Origin of the sequence: Streptomyces sp. NPDC056734, from assembly GCF_042790455.1 — a bacterium.
Taxonomy (GTDB): domain Bacteria; phylum Actinomycetota; class Actinomycetes; order Streptomycetales; family Streptomycetaceae; genus Streptomyces.
In genome coordinates this window covers 179,725-202,799 of the sequence record NZ_JBHTZD010000002.1, presented here as the reverse complement: position 1 = coordinate 202,799, position 23,075 = coordinate 179,725, and the positions used below count along the sequence as shown (strand labels likewise).

The 23,075-nt window shown below is 73.6% G+C and carries 19 protein-coding genes; 8 read left to right on the top strand and 11 right to left on the bottom strand.

Features of this window, described 5'->3' with window-relative positions:
- The first annotated feature begins 132 nt into the window (after positions 1 to 132).
- The 3 genes from ACFRFC_RS02905 to ACFRFC_RS02895 all read left to right on the top strand — a co-directional run bounded on the left by ACFRFC_RS02905 (position 133) and on the right by ACFRFC_RS02895 (position 5,491).
- Positions 133 to 2,793, top strand: a complete 2,661-nt coding sequence (locus ACFRFC_RS02905; RefSeq protein ID WP_382681736.1) for an alpha/beta fold hydrolase — start codon at positions 133 to 135, stop codon at positions 2,791 to 2,793.
- 152 nt (positions 2,794 to 2,945) lie between these two features.
- On the top strand, positions 2,946 to 3,752 hold the full coding sequence (locus ACFRFC_RS02900) for an ABC transporter permease (RefSeq protein ID WP_382682093.1): 807 nt from the start codon (positions 2,946 to 2,948) through the stop codon (positions 3,750 to 3,752).
- A 191-nt stretch (positions 3,753 to 3,943) separates the two neighbouring features.
- Complete coding sequence (locus ACFRFC_RS02895; RefSeq protein ID WP_382681739.1) at positions 3,944 to 5,491, top strand: von Willebrand factor type A domain-containing protein; 1,548 nt, start codon at positions 3,944 to 3,946, stop codon at positions 5,489 to 5,491.
- Positions 5,492 to 5,562: 71 nt separating this feature from the next.
- Here the strand turns inward: ACFRFC_RS02895 and ACFRFC_RS02890 are convergent, their stop codons facing one another.
- Both ACFRFC_RS02890 and ACFRFC_RS02885 read right to left on the bottom strand, forming a co-directional pair.
- A complete protein-coding gene (locus ACFRFC_RS02890) occupies positions 5,563 to 5,970 on the bottom strand; it encodes a rodlin (RefSeq protein ID WP_382681742.1) in 408 nt (135 codons plus the stop codon).
- Positions 5,971 to 6,215: 245 nt separating this feature from the next.
- Positions 6,216 to 6,626 carry a rodlin gene (locus ACFRFC_RS02885; protein WP_382681745.1) on the bottom strand — a complete coding sequence of 137 codons (411 nt, stop codon included), beginning with the start codon at positions 6,624 to 6,626 and terminating at the stop codon, positions 6,216 to 6,218.
- 300 nt (positions 6,627 to 6,926) lie between these two features.
- On the opposite strand from ACFRFC_RS02885, the gene ACFRFC_RS02880 reads away from it, so the two are divergent.
- The 4 genes from ACFRFC_RS02880 (at position 6,927) to ACFRFC_RS02865 (ending at position 10,643) form a co-directional block, all read left to right on the top strand.
- Positions 6,927 to 7,340, top strand: a complete 414-nt coding sequence (locus ACFRFC_RS02880) for a rodlin (protein ID WP_382681748.1) — start codon at positions 6,927 to 6,929, stop codon at positions 7,338 to 7,340.
- Between the two features lie 392 nt (positions 7,341 to 7,732).
- Positions 7,733 to 7,960: a chaplin ChpD gene (gene chpD / locus ACFRFC_RS02875; RefSeq protein WP_382682095.1), complete on the top strand. Its 228-nt coding sequence runs from the start codon at positions 7,733 to 7,735 to the stop codon at positions 7,958 to 7,960.
- Positions 7,961 to 8,086: 126 nt separating this feature from the next.
- Complete coding sequence (locus tag ACFRFC_RS02870; protein WP_383112580.1) at positions 8,087 to 8,971, top strand: chaplin; 885 nt, start codon at positions 8,087 to 8,089, stop codon at positions 8,969 to 8,971.
- Between the two features lie 244 nt (positions 8,972 to 9,215).
- Entirely contained in the window at positions 9,216 to 10,643 is a 1,428-nt protein-coding gene (locus ACFRFC_RS02865) for a glycoside hydrolase family 26 protein (protein ID WP_382681754.1), read from the top strand.
- 34 nt (positions 10,644 to 10,677) lie between these two features.
- Here the strand turns inward: ACFRFC_RS02865 and ACFRFC_RS02860 are convergent, their stop codons facing one another.
- The 9 genes from ACFRFC_RS02860 to ACFRFC_RS02820 form a co-directional block, all read right to left on the bottom strand.
- Positions 10,678 to 11,895, bottom strand: a complete 1,218-nt coding sequence (locus ACFRFC_RS02860) for a GNAT family N-acetyltransferase (protein WP_382681757.1) — start codon at positions 11,893 to 11,895, stop codon at positions 10,678 to 10,680.
- Between the two features lie 104 nt (positions 11,896 to 11,999).
- The gene (locus tag ACFRFC_RS02855) at positions 12,000 to 12,707 is read right to left on the bottom strand and encodes a lipopolysaccharide biosynthesis protein (protein WP_382681760.1); all 708 of its coding nucleotides are present in this window, start codon (positions 12,705 to 12,707) and stop codon (positions 12,000 to 12,002) included.
- Positions 12,707 to 14,014: a glycosyltransferase gene (locus tag ACFRFC_RS02850; protein WP_382681763.1), complete on the bottom strand. Its 1,308-nt coding sequence runs from the start codon at positions 14,012 to 14,014 to the stop codon at positions 12,707 to 12,709. Before ACFRFC_RS02850 ends, ACFRFC_RS02855 begins: the two co-directional genes overlap by 1 nt.
- A gap of 1 nt (position 14,015) precedes the next feature.
- Positions 14,016 to 14,705: a polysaccharide deacetylase family protein gene (locus ACFRFC_RS02845; RefSeq protein WP_382682098.1), complete on the bottom strand. Its 690-nt coding sequence runs from the start codon at positions 14,703 to 14,705 to the stop codon at positions 14,016 to 14,018.
- A 451-nt stretch (positions 14,706 to 15,156) separates the two neighbouring features.
- Entirely contained in the window at positions 15,157 to 16,890 is a 1,734-nt protein-coding gene (gene murJ, locus ACFRFC_RS02840; protein ID WP_382681766.1) for a murein biosynthesis integral membrane protein MurJ, read from the bottom strand.
- Positions 16,887 to 18,272 carry an O-antigen ligase family protein gene (locus ACFRFC_RS02835; RefSeq protein ID WP_382681769.1) on the bottom strand — a complete coding sequence of 462 codons (1,386 nt, stop codon included), beginning with the start codon at positions 18,270 to 18,272 and terminating at the stop codon, positions 16,887 to 16,889. Before ACFRFC_RS02835 ends, murJ begins: the two co-directional genes overlap by 4 nt.
- A 3-nt stretch (positions 18,273 to 18,275) precedes the next feature.
- Positions 18,276 to 19,727, bottom strand: a complete 1,452-nt coding sequence (locus tag ACFRFC_RS02830; protein ID WP_382681772.1) for an exopolysaccharide biosynthesis polyprenyl glycosylphosphotransferase — start codon at positions 19,725 to 19,727, stop codon at positions 18,276 to 18,278.
- A 248-nt stretch (positions 19,728 to 19,975) separates the two neighbouring features.
- Positions 19,976 to 21,151 carry a glycosyltransferase gene (locus ACFRFC_RS02825; protein WP_382681775.1) on the bottom strand — a complete coding sequence of 392 codons (1,176 nt, stop codon included), beginning with the start codon at positions 21,149 to 21,151 and terminating at the stop codon, positions 19,976 to 19,978.
- Positions 21,152 to 21,203: 52 nt separating this feature from the next.
- Positions 21,204 to 22,427 (bottom strand): DUF3344 domain-containing protein, encoded by a 1,224-nt coding sequence (locus ACFRFC_RS02820; protein WP_382681778.1) that lies wholly within the window; start codon positions 22,425 to 22,427, stop codon positions 21,204 to 21,206.
- Positions 22,428 to 22,672: 245 nt separating this feature from the next.
- On the opposite strand from ACFRFC_RS02820, the gene chpG reads away from it, so the two are divergent.
- Positions 22,673 to 22,912: a chaplin ChpG gene (chpG, locus tag ACFRFC_RS02815; protein ID WP_382681781.1), complete on the top strand. Its 240-nt coding sequence runs from the start codon at positions 22,673 to 22,675 to the stop codon at positions 22,910 to 22,912.
- Positions 22,913 to 23,075: the final 163 nt, after the last annotated feature.

Here is a 23,075-nt window from a genome sequence, read left to right as displayed (position 1 = left end):
CCCCTGACGCATCCCCCGGGTGGCGTACCGCGCTCGCAGTACGCCACCCGTCCCGTGTACGCCCCTGGGAGGCGTCCGGCCTCCGCCCGCAAGCTGTCCGGGCCGACAGCAGGGCCCCGTACTGTGGGCGCCATGGATCTTCGACTCCCCGGGCTGCGCGGGATACGGCGGGCACGGCGGTCGCGGAGGCTGCTGGCCGCCGCTGCCGCCGTCGTCGTACTCGCCGGCGCCGGGACCTGGACGGCCGTCGCGTCACAGGACGCGGCCCCCGTGCTGCGCAGCGACCGGATGATGGACATGGGTGACGGGGTGAGCGTCGACACCGCGTACTTCACCTCCGGTCCGGCGGACACCAGACGCCCGGCCGTGCTGCTGGGCCATGGCTTCGGCGGCAGCAAGGACGACATGCGCGCGCAGGCCGAGGACCTCGCCCGCGACGGCTACGCGGTGCTGACCTGGTCGGCGCGCGGCTTCGGCGAGTCCACCGGGCAGATCGGGCTGAACGACCCGGACGCCGAGGTCGCCGATGTCTCCCGGATGCTCGACTGGCTGGCCGAACAGCCGCAGGTCGAGCTGGACACGGACGGCGACCCGAGGGTGGGCCTGGCGGGCGGCTCGTACGGCGGCGCGATCGCGCTGCTGGCGGCCGGGTACGACGACCGGGTGGACGCCATCGCCCCCGCGATCACGTACTGGAACCTGGCCGACGCCCTGTTCCCGGACGATGTCTTCAAGAAGCTGTGGGCGGGCATCTTCTTCAACTCCGGCGGCGGCTGCACACAGTTCGAGACCGAGCTGTGCCAGATGTACAACCGGGTCGCCGAGTCCGGCACCCCGGACGCCGAGGCGCGTGAACTGCTCGAAGCGCGCTCGCCGTCGGCCGTCGCGGACCGGATCGACGTACCGACCCTGCTGTTCCAGGGCCAGAGCGACTCGCTGTTCCCGCTCGGGCAGGCCGACGCCGCCGCGGCGGCGATCAGCGCCAACGGCGCCCCCGTCGACGTCGACTGGATCTCCGGCGGCCACGACGGCGGGGACCTGGAGACCGACCGGGTCGAACAGCGGGTCACCGAGTGGTTCGACCGGTATCTCAAGGAGGACACGGCCGCCGCCACCGGCCCCGCCTTCCGCGTCACCCGCACCGGAGGCATCGACTCCACCGACGGCGAGGCCCAGTTGCGCGGCGCGAGCGCCGACAGCTACCCGGGCCTGCGCTCCGACCCCCGCGAGTTCGCCCTGACCGGCGACGAGCAGGAGATCACCAACCCGGCCGGCGCCAGCCCGCCCGCGATCTCCGCGCTGCCCGGCCTCGGCGCGGGCGGCGGCCTGTCCCAGCTGTCCTCCCTCGGCGTCGGCGTCTCGCTGGACTTCCCCGGCCAGTTCGCCGCCTTCGACTCCGCCCCGCTCGCCGACGACCTGCGCATCACCGGCTCCCCCACGGCAACGGTCCAGGTCACCTCCACCAGCCAGGACGCGGTCCTGTTCGCCAAGGTGTACGACGTCGGCCCCGACGGCCGCCAGCAGGTGCTGCCCTCGCAGCTGGTCACCCCGGTCCGGATCACGGACGCCGCCGAGGGCCAGGAGGTCACCCTCACCCTCCCGGCCATCGACCACGAGGTCCAGCAGGGCCACCGGCTGCGCCTGGTCCTCGCCTCCACCGACCTCGCCTACGCCTCCCCGGCGGCCCCGGCCACCTACACGGTCTCCGTCCAGGGCGGCCTGAGCGTGCCGACCGCCCCCGAGGTGACGACCGGCGAGAGCGGCCTGCCGTCCTGGGTGTGGTGGCTGCCGCTGACCGGCGCGGTGATCGCCGCGCTGCTGCTGTTCACCGCCCGCCGCCGCACCAGCGCCCCGGCCCCCGACCCGGCGCTCGCCGAGGTCCCGCTCCAGATCACCGAGCTGAGCAAGCGCTACTCCCGCTCCAGCGACCGGTACGCGGTCCAGGACCTGTCGTTCCGGGTGGAACAGGGCCAGGTGCTCGGTCTGCTCGGACCCAACGGGGCGGGCAAGACCACGACCCTGCGCATGCTGATGGGCCTGATCACCCCGGACGGCGGCGAGATCCGCGTCTTCGGGCACGCCATCCGGCCCGGCGCACCTGTCCTGTCCCGGGTCGGCTCCTTCGTCGAGGGCGCCGGATTCCTGCCGCATCTCTCCGGGCGGGAGAACCTGGAGCTGTACTGGGCCGCCACCGGCCGCCCCGCCGGGGACGCGCACATCGAGGAGGCCCTGGAGATCGCCGGACTCGGCGACGCCCTCGCCCGCGCGGTGCGCACCTACTCCCAGGGCATGCGCCAGCGCCTGGCCATCGCCCAGGCCATGCTCGGCCTGCCGGACCTGCTGATCCTGGACGAGCCGACCAATGGACTCGACCCGCCCCAGATCCGCGAGATGCGCGAGGTGATGATCCGGTACGCGGCGGCCGGGCGGACCGTGATCGTCTCCAGCCATCTGCTGGCGGAGGTCGAGCAGTCCTGCACCCATCTCGTGGTCATGGACCGCGGCCGACTGGTCCAGGCCGGCCCGGTCAGCGAGATCATCGGCTCCGGCGACACCCTGCTCGTCGGCACCGGTACGCCGGTGGACGGGCCGCTCGCCGAGAAGGTCGCCGCGCTGCCGGGCGTCGCCTCGGCCGTGCGCACCGACGACGGGCTCCTGGTCCGGCTCGACGCGGGCGGCACGGCGGCGGGCCTGGTGCCCGAACTCGTCCGCCTGGAGGTGCCCGTGGAGTCGGTCGGCCCCAACCGCCGCCTGGAAGACGCCTTCCTGACCCTGATCGGAGGCTCGTCGTGAGCACGGCCGTCGACAACGCCGAGAACGCCGAGAACGCCGAGAACGCCGAGAACGTCGTGGACGCCGAGAACACGGAACCCCGGGACCCCGGCACCCCGGCGGAGGCGCCCCCGTCCGGCGACACGGCCACCGGCTATCGCGCGGGCCGCACCCTGCCGCTGCGCGTCGAGCTGATCCGCCAGCTCAAGCGGCGCCGCACCATGGTCATGGGCGCGATCCTCGCGCTGCTGCCGTTCGTGCTGGTCATCGCGTTCGCGGTCGGCGGGGATCCGGAGGGCCGCGGGAACTCGGTCACCCTGATGGACACGGCCACCGCCTCCGGCGCCAACTTCGGGGCCGTCGCGCTGTTCGTGTCGGCGGGCTTCCTGCTGGTGATCCCGGTGGCCCTGTTCTGCGGGGACACGGTGGCCGCCGAGGCCGGCTGGTCCTCGCTGCGCTATCTGCTGGCGGCGCCCGTGCCACGGGTGCGGCTGCTGTGGTCGAAGCTGGTGGTCGCGCTCGGCATGAGCCTGGCCGCGATGATCCTGCTGCCGCTGGTCGCGCTGGCCGTCGGCACCGTCGCCTACGGCTGGGGCCCGCTGTACATCCCGACCGGCGGCGAGCTGGACCCGGCGACGGCGGCGCAGCGGCTCGTGGTGGTCGTGGCGTACATCTTCGTCTCCCAGCTGGTCACCGCCGGGCTCGCGTTCTGGCTCTCCACCAAGACGGACGCGCCGCTGGGCGCGGTGGGCGGCGCGGTCGGACTGACCATCGTCGGCAATGTCCTGGACCAGGTGACCGCCCTCGGCGACTGGCGTGACTTCCTGCCCGCGCACTGGCAGTTCGCCTGGGCGGACGCCGTCCAGCCCACCCTCGAATGGTCCGGCATGATCCAGGGCGCCGCGGTCTCGGTCACGTACGCGCTCATCCTGTTCGCGCTGGCGTTCAGGGGTTTCGCCCGCAAGGACATCGTGTCGTAGGCCACGTCTCGTAGGCCAACCTGTCCTATGTGAATGTCCCGTAGGTCAACGGAGGGTCACCCACCGGTCTCGGCGGGCGCCCTCCGTGCCCACTTCGAGACCCATCCGCAACTCCCCGGAACGCACATTCCGGCCCCCGGCGCCGTCACAGTCACTGACATCGGCCGCAATGGACGCTGGGGGCAACGGAGATGAAGCGACACCGGACACGACGGCTGGGCGGCGGGCTGCTCGCCGTCACCGCGGCCTGCGCACTGCTCGCGGGCTGCGGCGGGGGCGGCCGGGCCGAGACCAGCGACGCGCACGGGCAGAGCGACGGCTGGCCCGCGCCCGCCGCGCCGGACGGCGGCGAGGTCCTTCCCGACGACGGCACGGACGGCACGGACGAGTGGGACAGCGCGGAACGCGACATCGCGCCCGAGCCCGACTTCCTCTCCACCTTCGCCCTGGACGTCGACACCGCCTCCTACGGCTACGCCCGCCGCTCCCTCGCGGACGGCCAGGTGCCCGACCCGGCGACGGTCCGCCCGGAGGAATTCGTCAACAGCTTCCGCCAGGACTACGAGCGTCCCGACGGCAACGGCTTCACGGTCACCGTCGACGGCGCCCGCACCAGCGACGACGAGTGGTCCCTGGTCCGGGTCGGACTCGCCACCCGCCCGGCCGGGGACGACGACGAACGCCCGCCCGCCGCCCTCACCTTCGTCCTGGACGTCTCCGGCTCCATGGCCGAGCCCGGCCGCCTCGACCTGGCCAAGGAGGCGCTCGGCGTGATGACCGGCCAACTGCGCGACGACGACTCCATCGCCCTGGTCACCTTCACCGACGAGGCCGAGATCGTGCTGCCGATGACCCGGCTCGACGGCAACCGCGACGACATCCACGATGCCATCGACGAGCTGGAGACCCAGCAGTCCACCAACCTCGGCGCCGGTGTCGAGACCGGCTACGCCACCGCCGTCGAGGGCCTGCGCGAGGACGCCACCAACCGGGTCGTGCTGGTCTCCGACGCGCTCGCCAACACCGGCGACACCGACGCGGACACCATCCTGGAGAACATCGCCGAGGCCCGCACCGAGCACGGCATCACCCTGTTCGGCGTCGGCGTCGGCAGCGAGTACGGCGACGACCTGATGGAACAGCTCGCCGACCGTGGCGACGGCCACACCACCTATGTGTCCACCTCCGAGGAGGCCCGCGAGGTCTTCTGCGAGGACCTGCCCCGCAACATCGACCTCACCGCCCGCGACGCCAAGGCCCAGGTCGCCTTCGACCCGGAGACCGTCGAGGAGTTCCAGCTCATCGGCTACGACAACCGGCAGGTCGCCGACGAGGACTTCCGCGACGACAGCGTGGACGGCGGCGAGATCGGCCCCGGCCACACGGTGACCGCGCTGTACGCGGTGCGCACCGAGCCGGGCGCCGCCGGGCATCTCGCCACGGCCACCGTCCGCTGGCAGGACCCCGACAGCCGCACCCCGCACGAGGAGTCGGGCTCACTGGAGGGCGCCGGCCTCGCCGACGGCATGGGCAGCGCCTCCGACCGCTTCCAGATCACCGCCGTCGCCGCCTACTTCGCCGACGCCCTGCGCCGCGAGGACTCCCGCGCCACCCGGCTGCCGGGCGCCCCCACGCTGGACGACCTGGCCCAGCTCGCCCACGGCCTCGCCGGGGACACGGAGGACGAGGCGGTCGCGGAACTGGCGGAGACGATCGACCGGGCGGACCGTCTGCTGTGACGGGGGCGCACATGACGAAGGCGGGCCACCGGGGGAACCGGTGGCCCGCCTTCGCGGGTGCGGGGTACGGATCAGCGGTTGCCGGCGCCGTTGCCCGACAGCACCGAGATGTCGTCCAGGATGTGCGACAGCGGCTCGTCGCCCTTGGCCTGGGTGGAGTTCTCGACGCACTGCTGGTTCTGCGGGGCCGACAGGATCGGGACGTCCTGCACGGCGATCGGCACGGCACCGATCAGGGAGCCGACGTTGGCCTTCAGCGGCAGACCGACACACGGCTTGTTCAGCGAACCCTGGATCAGCGAGAGCTGCGGGCTCTGGTGACCGAACGTGGCCGAGTTGCCGAACACGGACGAAGCGCCGTTGCCGCTGGCGGAGGTGGTGCCGTTGTCGTTGCCGATGGCCAGTGCCTGGGGGGCGGCCGTGGCCGCCAGGCCGGCGACGGAGGCGGCGATAGCCGCGGTGGCCCACAGCTTCTTCATGTTCTTTCCCTTCGAAAAGCGGACTCCGGTGGGGAGTTGCGTGATCATCAACGGTTCCGGAGCGCCGCGGGTTGTGGGTTTTGCCCCGATTGGCTCAGTTCTTTCCCATAATGGGATGAATGTCCGGCGTGATGTTCACGTCGGGGTCAACGCCGTATGACGGGGGTCGTATGGGGGGTGACATGGGGCCTGACATGGAACAGCGGGCCGCCGGATGACCGGCGGCCCGCTGGGGCGGGGGCGGCTCAGTTGTTGGCGGCGCCGTTGCCCGCGAGCAGCGAGATGTCCTGGAGGATGTGCGACAGCGGCTCGTCGCCCTTGGCCTGGGTGGAGTTCTCGACACACTGCTGGTTCTGCGGGGCCGACAGGATCGGGACGTCCTGCACGGCGATCGGGATCAGGCCGATCAGCGAGCCGACGTTCGCCTTGGCGGGCAGACCGATGCAGGGCTTGTTGAACGAACCCTGGATGAGCGCCAGCTGCGGGCTCATGTTCCCGTACGTCGCCGAGTTGCCGTACACCTGCGACGCGCCGTTGCCACTGGCGGACGTGGTGCCGCTGTCATTGCCGATGGCGAGCGCCGACGGAGCGGCGGCAGCAGACGCGCCGACGACGGAAGCGGCGACCGCGGCGGAAGCCAGAACCTTCTTGATCACTTGCTAGTCCCTTCAGAAGAAACCCCGTCCACCGGAGCGTTCTGGACAACTCCCCAGAGCCCGCTTGGTTGCCCCCATTCACTCCGATGGCCGACGGCGCACAGGCTGCGGCGAGCGCCCCCGACGTGTGCTGCGAGTTCTCCCCCCGTCGGTTCACCGAAATCGCGAGCACCGTACGAGTGAAAGGCCGCAACCATTCGCCGTGCCCCGGGTTGATGCGAGGGCAGGAACACCCCGTGACGACCGGGCCGGAAAACATACGGACCGGCAGTGGGTGTCCGCGTCGGAAAGGAAACGGAAATGCTGAAGAAGGCAATGGCCGCGGCGGCGGTCGCCGCGTCCGTGGTCGGTGCGACGGCGATGGCCGCCCCGCAGGCGCTTGCCATCGGTAACGACCAGGGCACCACGTCCGCGAGCGGCAACGGAGCGTCGTCGGCGTTCGGCAACTCGGCCACGTTCGGCAAGATGAGCCCGCAGGCCACCCTGGTCCAGGGCTCGCTGAACAAGCTGTGCGTGGGTCTGCCGGCCAAGGCCAACGTGGGTCCGCTGTTCGGTCTGCTGGTGCCGGTCGCCGTGCAGGACATCCCGATCCTGTCGGCCCCGCAGAACCAGCAGTGCGCCGAGAACTCCACCCAGGCCAAGGGCGACGAGCCGCTGTCGCACATCCTGGACGACATCTCGGTGCTGTCGGGCAACGGCGTCGCCAACAACTGACGAACGCCGCAGGGCATCCGCCCGGACGGCCCGCGACCTCCCCCGCGGGCCGTCCGGGGCGGATTCTGCCGAATGCGTCAACGGATTCTCCGAAAGGCGTTGAAGCGCCGCGAAAATTCGTTCCCCAAACGCCCCACCGCAATTCTTTGTCTTTCTCTCCGCCACTCAGGCGAAGCGTTTCCTCTCGTGTCGGGGGCCGGGTCGACGGCCGGGTCGATCGCCGCGTCAACGATGTCTTGGCGTTCGAGTGAATTACCCTGCGACACACGTTCCGGAGTTTCTTCCGCTGTCTATCCCTCGTTCTACAGCCTGCCGGTCATGGTGCGAGCCATCCGTTGTGCTCGCTCGGTTTCGGCCGTCATAGGGGCATGACCGCAGAGAAGGGAAAGTTCATGAAGAAGACCGCTGCCGTGTTCGCGGGCGCGATCCTTGCCCTGGGCGGGGCCGCCCCGGCGTTCGCCGACTCCGGTGCCGAGGGTGCCGCCGTCGGTTCTCCGGGTGTCCTGTCCGGCAATGTCATCCAGATCCCCGTGCACGTCCCCGTGAACGTCTGCGGCAACAGCATCAACGTCATCGGTCTGCTGAACCCGGCGTTCGGCAACACCTGCATCAACAAGTGACGGTGTGACACCAGCCTTACCGGCTGCGTTACGGCCGGCCCTCGGACCACTCGGTTTCCGGTCCCAGGGTCGGCCTTTCCCGACTCTGCAAGCTCTTTGATCGAGCAGGACAGGAAAAGATCAAGATTGCGACAGACCTTGAGCAGGTCGATGGTTGCGGCGGCTGCCGCGACCGGCATTCTCTCCCTCTGCGCCACCCCCGTACTCGCCGACGCCTCGGCGAGCGGGGCCGCGCAGGGCTCGCCCGGCGTTGTCTCGGGCAACAGCCTCCAGGCCCCGGTGACAGTCCCGGTCAACCTGTGCGGCAACACGGTCGACGTGGCCAGCGCCCTCAACCCCGCCTTCGGCAACTCCTGTGCCAATGCGGGGGATTCGGCCGAGGAGGGTTCTTACGGGGGTGACTCCTCCGGGTATGGGGACGACTCCGGGTACGGGGGTGACTCCGGCTATGGGGGTGGCTCCGGCTACGGGGACGACTCCGGGTACGGGGACGACTCCGGATATGGGGGTGACTCCGGGCACGCGGACGAGGCCGGGTACGGGTCGGATTCGGGGTACGGAGGTGACTCGGGGTACGGGGATGACTCCGGGTATGGCGACGACTCCGGGTACGGGGACGACGACACGCCTGGTGGGTATGGTGAGCAGCCTCCTGGTGGCGGTGAGCAGCCTCCCGGTGGGGGAGAACAGCCCCCCGGTGCCGGCGGGCAACCCCCCGGTGGGGGAGAACAGCCCCCCGGTCCTGGCGGGCAACCCCCCGGTGGGGGAGAACAGCCCCCTGGTGGCGGCGAGCAGCCGCCCGGCGGTGGGGAGCAGCCTCCCGGTGTCGGTGAGCAACCTCCCGGCGGCGGCGAGCATCAGCCCCCGCGCGGTGGGCGTCCGGAGCAGCCGCCCACCTTGGCGCAGACCGGTAGTGATGTCTCCCTTCTCGGTGGCTCACTGGCCAGTGCCGCGCTGATCGCGGGTGGGGCCCTGCTCTACCGGCGAGGCCGGGTCGCCTCGCGGCGGTGAGCAGCGGGACACCGGGCCCCGGACGACAGTTGACCGTCGTCCGGGGCTTTCGCATGTGTGCGGCGGCTCGGGCACCTTTCGTTCGGTTCCTTCGGCCGGTGTCACCCGTGCGGGCGAGTGGGGCACTCGGACGCCGCAACGGCGGTGGCGTGACGGGCTTTTATATGACTGAGTGTCAGTAACAGGCATGCGGACGGAATGAGAGAGCACGTCAGAAAGTACGCGTGTGGAGAGAGGAGCTGGCATGGCCCCACAGCAGCAGCGACGGTCCCGGTCCCGGCGGGTGGCTCTGATCGCGGCGACGGTCGCCGCGTCGGCGGCCCTGGCGTCCGGACCGGTGTTCGCCGCGGGGCTCGGGGTGGTGGTCGTCGCCGATCCGCCCGCTCCGGAACCGGCCGCGGCGGCGCCACCACCGACCGGGCCCGCAGGGCAGTCCGGGGAGGCCGGCCAGTCCGGGAAGGCGGGGCAGTCGGCCGCTCCCGTCGCCGGGTCGCAGGAGGCCGCCGAGGAGCCCGCCAAGGGGCCCGCGGGGGAGCCGGTCAAGGGGGTCGGCGAGGAGCCGGTCAAGGAGGCCGTGAAGGAGTCTGCCGACGTGCCCGTGCAAGACATCCCCGCCTTCGGGGCCTACCTCGACTACGGGCCTCGCGGGGTTTCCCGGATCGCCGAGTTGAGCCGGTGGCTGGGCGGGGCCGATCTGCGGGTGGGGCACACCTACCTGCCCGGTGATCTGTGGTCGAACATCGAGGGGCGGCCCGAGTTCCTTCAGCCGTGGGCCGACTGGCGGCGGGCCGACGCCGACCGGATGTTCGTGCTCAACGTGCCGATGCTGGAGCGCAACGAGGAGGGCGTCTCCGACGCCGAGGTGCGCCGGCTGCTGCGGCAGGGCGCGGCCGGGGCCTTCGACCAGCACTACCGGGCACTCGCCGAGCGGCTGGTGGAGCTGAAGGTGCCGGACACGGTGATCGTGCTCGGCTGGGAGATGAACGGCATCACCTACACCCACCGCTGCGGTCCCGACCCGCAGGCGTGGAAGAAGTACTGGAACCGGATCGTCACCACCATGCGAGCGGTGCCGGGGCAGCAGTTCAAGTTCGACTGGACGCCCAGCCGCGGCCGGGACGCCGTCGCCTGGACGCGCTGCTACCCGGGGGACGACACCGTCGACATCATCGGCATGGACTCCTACGACCAGCCGTCCGGGATGTCCTTCGACCAGCAGATCAGTGAACCCTTCGGGCTGCGCGACCACGTGGAGTTCGCCAAGGAGCACGGCAAGGCGATCTCGTACCCGGAGTGGGGGCTGTTCCGCAACGGGGACAACCCCGACTACATGCGGCGGATGCTCGCCTGGATGGATGAGCACAAGCCGCTGTACAACACGCTGACCGACTACTGCCCGCACGGTGTGTGGCAGTGCGAGAACAACCCGCGGGCGTCCGAGGTGTACCGCAGTGTGCTGTCCGGGCGCGGCGGGCCGGTCACCGAGCCCGTCCCGCAGCCGACTCCGGAGCCCACGCCGGTACCGACGCCCGTGCCGACCCCGCAGCCGACGCCGCAGCCGACGCCGGTGGATCCGCCCCGCTGTTCGCCGCTGGAGCTGGGCGACTGGGTGGAGCACTGGCTGGGCGGCAAGCTCTGTGTCCGGCTCGACTGGTGGTCGCGCAGCCGGTGAACCGGCACTGAGTCCGCGGTGGCGGCGGGCCCGTTCAGGATCCGCCGCCACCGTCGCGTTCCTTCCAGCGCAGCAGCAACTCCTTGCCGCGGGCCCGCGCGGTCGCGTCGGCGAGGGCCGCCGCCAGCAGCGGGGCGGTGTGTCTTCGGGCCAGCAGCAGCCGCCGGTTGACGACCGGTTCGGGCCGCCAGTGATGCTTGTACGGCTCGTTGCCGCGCAGCAGACTCAGTGTGTCCGGGCCGCCGTCGGCCACGCGGGTGTGCGTGGCGCAGGCGTCCAGCAGCATCACGGCCACGTCCGCCTTGCGTTCGCGCAGCCGGGGGTGGGCCCCGTAGAGGTAACCGCCCGCCAGGCGCGGGGACATCAGGGTCAGGTCGACGGCCACCACCTCGCCGTCCATCCGGAACTCGGTGACGACCGCCGTGCCGGAGCGGACCATCGGGCCGACCGAGCGGACCAGATGGTCGCTGAACCGGGTCTGGAGGTGTTCGGTGGTCACCTTGCGGCCCTGCCACTGGAGCCGGTGCAGTTCGATCAGCCGGCGCAGCGCCCCGTCCACCTCGTCGGGCCCGGCGATCCGGCGGTGCACGCCGAGCGCCTCCAGCTTGCGCAGTTTGGCGCGCACCCGTTGCTGGGCCTTGGCCGAGGGCAGCCGGGTGATCAGGTCGTCCAGGGGGAGGGCGGGCAGTTCCAGGCAGACGGAGTCGTCCACCCGGCGGCGGGGGCCCCGCCAGCGGTCGTACACCTGCTCGACGGCGGCGCCGGGGCGGACCTCGTGGAAGTCGAGCAGCGCGGTGCGGGCGGCGGTGGCGAGCGCGGCGGTGAGGGCGTCGGCGGCGGCCGGGCCGTGCTCGTCGTCCAGGAGGACGTCCGTGTAGTCGGAGATGGCCCCGCCGAGCGGGACCAGCGCGGGCAGCGGACGCCGTACGCGCATCAGGGGGGCCGCCGCGACCAGCCGGCCGCCGTCGTCGCGGACCAGCACCACCCGTAGCCGGGCGGATCCGCCGTAGGACAGCCACCAGGAGTGCAGCCAGGGGTGGCTCTGGAAGGGGGTCGCGGCGGCGCAGCGGCCGTAGAGCCGCCGCCAGTCGGGCGCGAGGGCGGCGAAGGCGTCCGCGTCGGTGAAGAGGTGGGTGGTGTAGGGGGTGGGGTGAGTGGTGGGGGAAGGGGTGAGGGAGGGGGAAGGGGTGGGGGAGGGGGTGGTGTGTGGGGGTGGTGTTCCGTCCCGGTCCTTGGTGTGAACGCAGTTCACGGGGGTGTTGGCGGTGGTCCCGCTGCGGTCCCCTCGGGTGTGAACGCGATTCACAGGGGGTGTGCTGCTCCCCGGCTTCACACCCCGTGTATCGAATCGCGGCGTCACAGCCGGCCGCTCGCGTCCGCCGCCACCGCCGGACCCGGCACGGCCGCCGCCCGTCCGCCGTCCCCGTCACCGCTGCCGCCGCCGCTGCCGTGCGGGGCCCCGGCGTCGCCCGCCCGGCGCGGCCGGACCAGCAGCGCGAGCCCGCCCAGCAGCCCGCCCGCGCACGCCCCGACCAGCCCCGTCATGACGGGGCCCGCCGAGGAGGGCGCGGTCGGCTTCACCGCCCGTGCGAACTGCTCGAGTTCGACGTGTGTCGCGTCCTTGCTGTCGCTCGCGTGTCCGGTCAGCGCGCGGGCGACCGCGTTCGCCATGTCGGCGGCCAGGTCGGGGCGGGGCGAGGTGGCCGTGATGGCGACCATCGGGGCGTCGGGCGAGGTCGCCGTCGTCACATTGTCCTGAAGGGTGCGGACCGGCACGCCCGCCCAGACCTGGGCGTCCCCGAGCACCGCGAGCTGGGTGGCGACCCGGCCGTACGCCTGCGCGAAGCCCAGCGCGGCGGCCGGGTCGGACGGTTCGGTGGGGACGGCGACGACGTAACTGGTCGCCGTGTAGGAGGGGGTGCTCAGGGCGCCGTAGCCGCCGCCGGCCAGTCCGCCGGCCACGATCCCGGCCGCGAGCAGGGACCAGGGGGGCAGTGCCTTGGCACGGGCGAGCACGCGGGCGGCGGGGCGCTGCGGCCGGGAGGAGCGGCGGCGGTCGGACATCACGGGCTGACTCCAAGGGATGACGCGGGGGACGTGGGGGAGGGGGACGCGGGGGAGGAGAGGGGTGCCGGGGGGCGCGGCGGCTGCGGGGACGGTGAGGGTACGGGGGGTGGCGTCGGCATGACCGGTGACGGCGAGGCCGGGTCCCCGTCCCCGTCTCCGTCCCCGTTCACCGCACGCCCTGCCACCGCACGCCCTGCCACCGCACCCTCGTACACCTCCATGAGCCGGGACGCGCTGTGGGTGATGGAGTAGTGGTGGGCGGCGTCGGGGGTGGTGCGGGGGCGTGGGGCGCGGGCGCGGATCTCCGTGAGGGCGTGGGTGAAGGCGGTGGGGTCGCACGGCACGCGGGCGGCGTCGGTGGCCGGGTGCGGGGGCAGGCCGTCGATCGCCGGGCAGGACACGTACCGCACCGGCAGCCCGGCGGCCAGCGCCTCCACGATCGCCAGGCCGAACGCCTCCTCGGGGGACGGCGAGACCAGGGCGTCCATCGCGAAGACCAGGGACGGCAGATCGGGGCCGGGGGTGCCGTCGGGGAGGTAGGGCCGCTCCCCGGCGAACAGCACGCGGTCGGCGACACCGGCCTCGTGGGCGGTGCGCCGCAGCACGTTCTCCTCCGGGCCGCCGCCCACGAGCAGCAGCCAGCAGTCGCCGGGGAGCCCGGCCAGCGCGCGCACCGCCACCTCGAAGCGCTTGCCCGCCGTGAGCCGCCCGATCGCGCCCACGACGAACGCCTCCTCGGGCAGGCCCAGCCGGCGTCGGACGCGATGGCGCTGGACCGCGTCGAAGCGGAAGCGGCCGAGGTCGATGCCGTTGGGCACCACCTCGATCCGGGGGGCGGGGACGCCCCAGCGGGTCAGCCGGCCGGCGACCGCCGGGGACACGGCGACGGTCGTCCGGCCGAGCCGCTCGCTCGCCAGATACAGCCCGCGCACGCCCCGGGTGAGCGGGCGGCCCTCCATCTGGGAGTCGCCGAGGGAGTGTTCGGTGGCGACGATCGCGCGGACCCCGGCGAGCCGGGCGGCGAGCCGGCCGTAGACGCAGGCGCGGTAGAGGTGGGTGTGGACGAGGTCGTAGCCGCCGGAGCGGATCAGGCGGACCAGCCTGGGCAGTGCGGCGAGATCGCGGTTGCCGGCCATGCCGAGGTGGGTGACGTGGACCCCGTCGGCGAGCAGGCCGGTGGCCACCGCGCCGGGGTTGGTGAGCGTGACGACGTCCGCCTCGATCGGCAGATGCCGCAGCAGCAGCCGCAGTTGCTGTTCGGCGCCGCCGACGCCGAGGCCGGTGATGATGTGCAGGGCCCGCATGTCAGACCCCCGCCACGGGTCGGCGGCGCAGCCGGTGCAGCCGGTACTTGAGATGGAGCCGTACGGCGGTGTCCTGCCGGCCGATGTGCACGCGCGGCAGGGCGTGGCGGGAGCCGAGCGGGCCGGGGTCGATGGCGACGGCGTAGCCGTACCCGGCGTCGCGCACGGCGCCGATCACGCGGGTGTCGATCGTGCCGTACGGGTAGCAGAACCCGGCGATCCGTGTGCCGGTCAGCTCCGCGAGCCGGGCCCGGCTGTCCTCGACCTCCGCCTTGAGGGTGAGGTCGTCGGCGCGGGTGAGGTCGACGTGGGTGAGTCCGTGCGAGCCGATCTCGATGCCCTCGTCGGCCGCCCGGCGTACTCCGTCGGCGCTCAGCAGCGGCTTGCGCGGGCCCAGCGGGTCCCAGGCGTTGTCGCCGCCGAACCGGCCGGGCAGGACGAACAGGGTGGCGCCGGCGCCGAAGCGGCGCAGTACGGGCAGGGCGTGGTCGAGGAAGTCGGCGTACCCGTCGTCGAAGGTGAGCCCGACCAGGCCCTGCCCCTGACCTCGTGCGCGGGCCGCGAGCAGGTCGCTCATCGACACGCCGCGCAGACCGCGCCGGTCCAGCCAGCGCAGTTGGCGGGCCAGGCGGTCGGGGGTGACGGTGATCCGGTAGGGGTCGTCGGAGCAGTCGCTGACGGAGTGATACATGGCGACCCAGGGGAGGGACGCGGGTGGGGTGGGGGTGGGGGTGGGGGTGGTGGGTGTGGTGAGTGGGGAGGGTGTGGCGGGGGCCGTGGGGTCGGCGGGGGTTGCGGGGGCGGTGGGGTTGACCGCGGACGCGGGGTCGGCGGGGTCGGCGAGGGCCGCAGGGTCGGCGGGGGCCGTGGGGCCGGTTGGGTAGCCGGGGGCCGCAGGGTTGGCGGGGTCGACGAGAACCGTGGGGCTGGTTGGGTCGGCCGGGGCCGAGGGGTTGGCGGGATTGACGGAGGCGGTGGAGCCGGTTGGGTCGGCCAGGGCTGTGGGATTGGCGGGGTCGGCCAAGGCCGCGGGGACGGTGGCGTCAGCCAGGGCTGTCGGACTGGCCGACTCGGCCAGGGTCGTTGGGCCGGCCGACTCGGCGAGGGCCGTGGCGCCGGTTGGGTCGGGGAAGGGTGTGGGGTCAGTGGAAGAGCGCATGGCGGAGCCTTCGGGTCGCGGTGCCTACAAGGTGCAGTGCGGGTGCGCAGCCCTGGGCGCCCAGGCCCGCGCCGGTCAGGACGAACACGACGGTCACCGCCGTACCCCCGGCGGCCAGCCCCAGCGCGGGTGACGCGGGCGCGTTCGCGGCGAGTGCCCCGGCGGCCGTGGCGAGCAGCGCGGCGCGCACGGGGCGGCTCAGTTCGGCCAGCACCGCCCGGCGGCGGATCGGCAGGGTCCCGGTCGAACGGGTGCCGGACAGCAGCAGCGCGGCGGTGACGGTGATGCCGGCGGCGTTGGCGGCGGCGATGCCGGACACGCCCCACGGGCCGACGGCCCAGGCGCCGATCCAGGCGGTCACCACGACCCCGACGGTCATCGCGGCCAGCGGGTACCAGGTGGGGCGCCCGGCGCAGAAGTAGGCCCGGATCAGCGCGCCGACCAGGGTCTGGGCGAGCAGTCCGAGCGCGTACACCCGCATCACGGAGGCGGTCGCCGCGGTGTCCTCGGCAGTGAACGCGCCCCGCTGGAAGAGGAGTTCGACGATCTGCGGCGCGCAGGCGACGACCGCCGCCGTGCCGAACAGCACCATGCAGCCGGCCAGCGCCAGATCCCGCTCCACCCGCCCGCGCGCCTTCTCCGTGTCGCCCTCGGCCAGGGCCCGCGCGACCACCGGGAAGGTGACCGTGACCAGCATCAGCGACAGGGTCATGGGGATCTGCGCGACCTTCTGCGCATAGTTGAGGTGCGAGATCGCGCCGGACTCCAGATGCGAGGCGAGGAACCGCTCGATCAGCACCTGCGACTGACGGCACAGCGCGAACAGCAGGATGGCGGCCACCAGGCCGAGCCCGACCGACGGTTCCGGCGTCGCCGCCCCGGCGGGCACCTCGGCGACGCCCTTGCGCCGCAACCGCCTTACCAGCGACGGCAGTTGCACCGCGACCATCAGTACGCTGCCGACCGCGACCCCGGCCGCCGCCGAGCGCACGCCCCAGTGGCCGCCGAGGACGAACATCGCGGTGATGATGCCGGTGTTGTAGGCGACGTAGATCGCCGCCGGGGCGAGATAGCGGCGGTGGGCGCGCAGCGCGGCGCAGCAGTAGCCCGCGAGCCCGAAGCCGACCACGCACACCGCGGCCAGCCGGGTGCAGTCGACGGCGAGCGCGGGATCGGAAAGCCCGGGGGCCAGCGCCCGCACCAGGTACGGGGCGAGCAGGACGAGGGCGGCGGCGACGGCGATCAGGACCAGCGTGAGGCGGGGCAGCGTGCGCGCGACCAGCGCCCGTACCGGGTCCCCGGCGGCCCCGCGCGCCCGCCGCGCCAGCGCCAGGCTGAACGCCGGGATCAGGGCGAACGCCAGCCCGTCCTCGATCAGCAGGGTCGAGGCGAACTCCGGGACGGTCCACGCCACCAGGAACGCGTCCGTCTCCGCCCCCGCCCCGAACAGCCGGGCCAGCGCCTGGTCCCGGACCAGCCCGAGCAGCGCCCCGGCGACCGACAGCGCGCCGGTCAGGAGCGCGGCGCGGGCGAGGAAGTTGCCGGGTTCCTTCGTGCCGGGCTCCCTGGTACCGGGCTCCTTCGTGCCGGGCTCCTTGTGGCCCGGTTCCTCGGAGGGCTCGAGCGAGGGGGAGAGCGAGGGGGCGGCCGTGGCGCGGGGCGCGGGGACCAGGGGGGCCGCACTCCCCGTACCGGGCTCGGCGTCACGCACGTTCATCGGGCTCCGGCCCCTTCCCGGACCGGCGGACACGGGGCCGGGGTCCCCTCCGGAGCGGGCGGCTCGGCGTCCACCAGGCCCCACCAGGCGGCAAGGCCCAGGCACACGGCCGTCAGGACGGTCGTGGGGCCGCCGATATCGGCGTACACGAAGTCGGTGAGCTGCCAGACGAGCAGACCGCAGGCGATCAGGCCGCAGTCCCGGCCGTCCGGCCCGGCGCGGAACAGGGCGCGCAGGGCGCAGGCCAGCAGGGCGAGCCAGCTGCCCGCCAGGGCGAGCAGGCCGAGCAGGCCCTGTTCGCTGAGGACCAGCAGATACATGTTGTGCGGGGAGAGCAGCGGCTGGCGGCGGAACGCCTCACCCGCGCTCTCGGTGTCGCTGCCCGCGGACAGCGCCAGGGACGCGTGCGCGTCGCGGTGTTCGGGGAAGCCCTTGAGGCCGACGCCGGTCACCGGGTGCTCGCGCCACATGGCACCGGCCGCCGCCCACATCGCGTACCGGTCCGTCACCGACTGGTCCGGCGCCGCGGTGACCTGGGTGATGCTGCCGATCCGCTCCTGGAGCAGCGCCGAGCCCACCCCGAAACCGCCGGCCAGCACGACCCCGGCGGCGACCGCCACGGCCGTCACCTTCAGGGCCCGCCGCACTCCGGCGAGGAGCAGTTGCACCGCGCAGGTCAGGGCGGTGGCGATCCAGGCGCCCCGGCTGAAGGACAGGGCGAGCGGCAGCAGCAGCGCCAGCGCGCAGGCCGCCGCGAGCGCCCGTCGCCGGAGCGGACCGGCGCCCAGCGCCAGGCCGGTCGCGCAGATCACGCCCAGGGACACCACCGTCGCCATCCCCATGACGTCCTGCGCCCCGAAGGTGCCCACCGCCCGGATCAGCTGCCCCTGGTAGGAGGCGCCGGTGCCGGTGACGTACTGGTGGACCCCGACCGCGCCCTCCCAGCCGGCCAGTGCCACGAACGTCCAGGCGAGCAGCCGGAAGTCGGCGCGGCCCCGGATCAGCAGCGCGACCGCGACCGGGACCAGGACGAAGATCTGGAGATAGCGGCCGAGCCCGGTCAGCCCGGCGTCCGGCGAGGACGCCCCGGCGGCGGCCACCGCGAGCCCGATCACGGGCAGCGCGAACACCACGGCCGCCGCGCGGGACAGCGGGCGGCGGCGTCCGCGCAGCAGCCGGATCACACAGAAGCCGACGACGAGCGCCGAGAGCGCGTCGGCCGGACCGGCCCCGCCCTCGCCGCCGGTGAGCGGCAGGCCCAGCAGGGCGATGACGGCCACCACCGGCCACACCGGGGACACCCGGGACAGCGGTGGGCGCGGTGGCAGGGCCCGGCGCGGCGGCGGGACCCGGCGGGGCGGCAGCGGTGGCGCGAGAGTCATCGCTCAGCTCCCCGCCGAGCGCACGAGCGCCGTCGCGGTGCGCAGCAGGATGCAGACGTCCTGCCACAGCGACCAGTTGTCGATGTAGGCGTTGTCGAAGCGGGCCCGGTCCTCGATGGAGGTGTCCCCGCGCAGGCCGTTGATCTGGGAGAGGCCGGTGATGCCGGTCCGCATCCGGTGGCGGGCCGCGTAGCCGGGGTAGGACTGGCTGAACTGGGTGACGAAGAACGGGCGTTCGGGGCGGGGGCCGACCATGCTCATGTCGCCGCGCACCACGTTCCACAGCTGGAGCAGCTCGTCCAGCGAGGCCCGGCGCAGAAAGCGGCAGAACCATGACATGCCGTGCGCCTCGGCGACGCTCCACCGGGTCGCCGACTCGTGCTCGTCGACCGGTCGGTGGGTGCGCAGCTTCAGCAGGGTGAAGGGCCGTCCGTCCTTGCCGATCCGTTCCTGCCGGAACACCACCCCCGGCCCGTCGATCAGCCGCAGCGCCACCGCGCACACCAGCAGCAGCGGGCTGACCAGCAGCAGCGCCGGCCCGGCGAGGATCACGTCCAGCGCCCGCTTGCCGAGGTCGCCGCGCCGCCCCGACCCGAGGTCGAGCCGCCGGCAGGCGAACCCGGCGAGCTGCTCGCGCGCCTCGTACGACGGTGAGTCGGCGTCCAGCTCCCACAGCGCGCACCCGGACTCGGCGAGCGCCCGCAGCAGCGGCCCGTGCTCCCGGCGCACCGCCGGATGGACGGTGAGCACCTCCCGTACGCCGTTCTGGATCAGCGCCCGCTGCACCTCCTCGCCGGTGGTCAGCACCGGCAGCCCGTCGGGGCCGTCCGGCGCCTGGGCGACGATCCCGACCGGGCGCACCCCGCACGCCGGGTGGCGCAGCACCGCGGCGGCCACCCGCTGGGCGGTGGGCGCGGGGCCGACGACCAGCGCGGCGCGCGGATGGTGGCGCAGCCGGGCGCGGCGGCGCCGGTGCACCAGGGCGCGTCCGGCGCAGGCGGCCGTGGTCTGTGCGGCGAGGCCGAGCGCGAGGGTGCGGGCGGACAGCGCCTGGTGCGGGGCGAGGGCGGCGACCAGCGCGGCGAGGCCGAGCCAGCCGACGGCGATCCGGCCGCAGACGGTGGGCAGTTCGTCCAGGACACCCTGGAGCCGCCGGGGTGGGCGGTGCGGGCGCAGCAGTATCGATACGGCCACCAGGAGCGCGGGCAGGACGAGGCGGTGGCCGAGCAGGGCGAGCGCGCCGAGCAGGGCGGCGGCGCCGTCCGCGAGCAGCAGCGGCGACGGGATCAGGGGGCGGGCCGGGGGCCGCCGCCGCACCGGCATCCGGAAGGCGCCGTCGCGGCGCCGATGCGGCAGGACGGCCAGGGCCGAGGGTCTGCGCTCCCGGGTCTGGGGTCCGGGTGACTTCCCGGGGAACGTGCCTGCGGGCTTGCCTGCGGACTTGCCTGCGGGCATGCCGGGGAACTTCCCCGGGGATTTCCCTCCGGGCTTCCCTGGGGACTTCCCGGCGGACTGAGGAGAGCCGGGCCCGGGGGGTCCGGGGGGCCCGGGGGGTCCGGGGAAGGGAAAGGGGCTTTCCGCGGTGCTCTGCCCGGTGCTCTGCCCGGTGGTCTTCGCAGTGGTCTTCGCAGTGGTCCTCACGGTGCTCTGCCCGGTGCTCTTCGCAGTGCTCTTCACGGTGCTCTTCGCAGTGCTTTCCGCAGTCACGAGTGGATCGACTCCCTGTACTCGGGGGGCGCGACGCGCTCCGCCTGGCCGGCGCCGAGGAGATCGCCGTACACCTGGGCGACCGCCTCGGTCATGTGCCGCACGTCGTGCGCGGACCGGACGTGGGTACGTCCCCGGGCGCCCAGTTCCTCGCCCAGCGGCGGGTCGAGCAGCAGCGTGGTGATCGCGCGGGCCAGCGCGGCCGGATCGTCCGGCGGCACCAGGCCGTGCGCCGCGAGCACCGGTGGCAGGCTCTCGCGCGCCCCGGCCACCTCGCTCATCACCACCGGCCGCCCGCACGCCAGCGCCTCCAGCGGCGCCAGCGCCATGCCCTCCCAGCGCGAGGGCAGCACCACCAGATCGGCGGCCCGGTACCAGGGCACGGGGTCGGCGACGGCCCCCGCGAACAGCACGCGCCCGCCCCCGGCCGCCGCCAGCCGGTCCCGGTCGGGTCCGTCGCCCACCAGCACCAGGCGCGCGCCCGGCACCCGGCGCAGCACGGCCTCCCACGCCGCCAGCAGCACGTCCTGCCCCTTCTGCCGGCACAGCCGCCCCACGCACACCACCAGCGGCACGTCCGGGGCGACGCCGGGCAGCAGCGACGCCCGAACGGCCCGGGGGGCGGCGGGGCGGAAGCGCTCGGTGTCGACGCCGTTGGGTACGACCGTCCAGCGCGCGGCGATCCCGGCCGCGACGCCGGTCTCCCGCTCGGCCCGGCTCACGCACACCGTGCGCGCCGCCCAGCGCGCCGCGAACCGCTCCCAGCGCAGCGCCAGTTCCGCGGTCGCCCCGCCGACGGCCTCGAAGGACCAGGCGTGCGGCTGGAACACGGTCGGGATCCGCCCGCGCACCGCCAGCCGCCCGGCGAGCCCCGCCTTGGCGCTGTGCGCGTGCACCACGTCCGGCCGAACGGCTTCGATCATCCGTGCGACATCCCGGACCTCCTGGAGCAGCGAAAGCCCCGGCGCGCGCGACGCACGCCAGGAACGCGCTCCGGCGCCCAGCGCCCTCACCTCGGCCGCGAGCGCCCCCTCGGGACAGGCCACCGTGACCGCGCAGCCGGTGGCGAGCTGAGCGCGGGTCAGCTCGGCGACGACCCTGGCCACCCCGCCGTCGACGGGTTGCGTCAGATGGAGGACGCGCGGCCGGGGGACGGGTGCTGGCTGGTGCATGGCGCGGTTTTCCTCGCTCACGGCTGGTGCTGGCAAACGGGCGGGAACGCGCCTACCTCGGGACATCCACAGCGACGAAGAGCACCCCGGCCCAGGCCGCGTCCGGCTGGGAAACGAGCCGGAAGGCCAGCTGGTCACCACCGCGCCGGAGCGCGGACCCGATTTCGAACACGTCGGAGTCGTAGCCGAGGGTCTGCTCGTACGCGGGTTCGCGTCGGCCCGGGGCGCCGGTCACGGTGGAATTCAGTACGTCGTCGAAGGGGTTGGAGGCGTCGCCGAGCGGGACGGGCGCCCGGCGGTCGGCGGAGACGGTGAGGGTGTCGCCGCCGCGCCCGCGGTCGCCGTTGTAGGCGACCAGGCCCGCCTGTCCCCAGGCGCCGGGCGGTGCACCGAGACCGGTCACCCGGATCTCGTGCCCGGCCCGGTCCAGCGCCTCGAACCCGTCCCACAACACCAGCCGCCGCAGCGGCTCGGCCGGATGCTCATAGGCCACCACCAACGTCCACCCGGCCCAGGCCCCGGCGCCCTGCGCCGCGGACCCGGCCTTGCCGGGCTGTGCCTTGCCGGACCCCGCCCCCTCGACCCCCGCCCCGCCCCCCGACCGCCCCCGTGCCGCGTTGATCTGGGCGACCGTGTACAGGCCGGGGCCGCCCGTGTGGGTTTGTCGGGTGACGTCCGCCGATGCCTGGAAGGCGTCCGCGCCTCGGGCGGTGCGGTGGCCCACGACGGTGTCGGCGCGGACCTCGTGATAGGCGCCGCCGGGTGCCGCGAGCAGTACGCGCGCGTTGTCCTTCGCCGCCCTGCGCTCGCCGGCCAGCAGATTGCCGCCCCAGTACAGGCGCGCGTACGTGACCCGTGCGCCGGTGGGGAGGCGGACCTCCGCCCGGGAGGAGTTGGCGGTGCGCGGGTCGTCGTCGATGTCGACGTACTCCATGGCGAAGTCGTCGTTGGCGCCGGCCCGGCCGTCCCGCGCGCCGTCGCAGGACGGGGTCGTACCGCAGGTGAGAGAGGTGTTGGCGGCGCGCACGAACCCGCCGTGCTGGACCGCGCGGTGACGTTCGGCGAAGGCGAGGCGCTCGGCCTCGGCGGCGGGCGGGGCCGAGGCGCTGTCCGGTGAGGCGAGCGCGGAGAGCGAGGTGTGCGCGGCGAGGCCGAGCAGCCCGGCGAGGGCGACACCGCCGACCGTCGCACGGCCCAGGGCCCGCGTGGCGGATCGCCGTGGCGTCGCGGTGATCCACCGGACGGGCCCACGCAGCGGACCCAGGGAGTGCGGCATGACCGGCGTGCCCTTTCGTGCGATGGACGGGCTGACGGGCGCTGTACAGGGACGTCGAACGGTCCGCAACTCTAGCTGCTATCCGTACTAATCCACCGAAAGCGGACAAGTGTGTCGGAATCGTGAAGCTTGTTGCGCGGGGGACATCACCCCTTTGGCGGCACAACCCGGAAGGGCGTGGTCCGTTGACACAGCGCCGGGCATCCCGCCCGCATGTCTGTGTCAATCCCAAGGAGCATTTCTCCATGTCGCGTATCGCGAAGGGCCTGGTCCTGACCTCCGTTGCCGCCGCGGCCGTCGCCGGTGGCGCCGGTGTCGCCGCCGCCGACAGTGGCGCCCAGGGTGCCGCCGTGCACTCCCCGGGTGTGCTGTCGGGCAACGTCATCCAGATCCCGGTCCACATTCCGGTCAACGTCTGTGGCAACACCATCGACGTCATCGGTCTGCTGAACCCGGCGTTCGGCAACGTCTGCGTCAACGACTGACGTCACGCCGCCTCTTCGCGACCGGCCGTCCTCCCCCCGCCGGGGAGGGCGGCCGGTTCGTGTGTGGCCACGCCGGTGCGCTGCCCCGAATGGGGGTGTGGGTCACGGGAGTCGGCGCGGGGGGCCTGGGGGACCGTCCCAGCAGGGCCGATGTCGTCCGGGG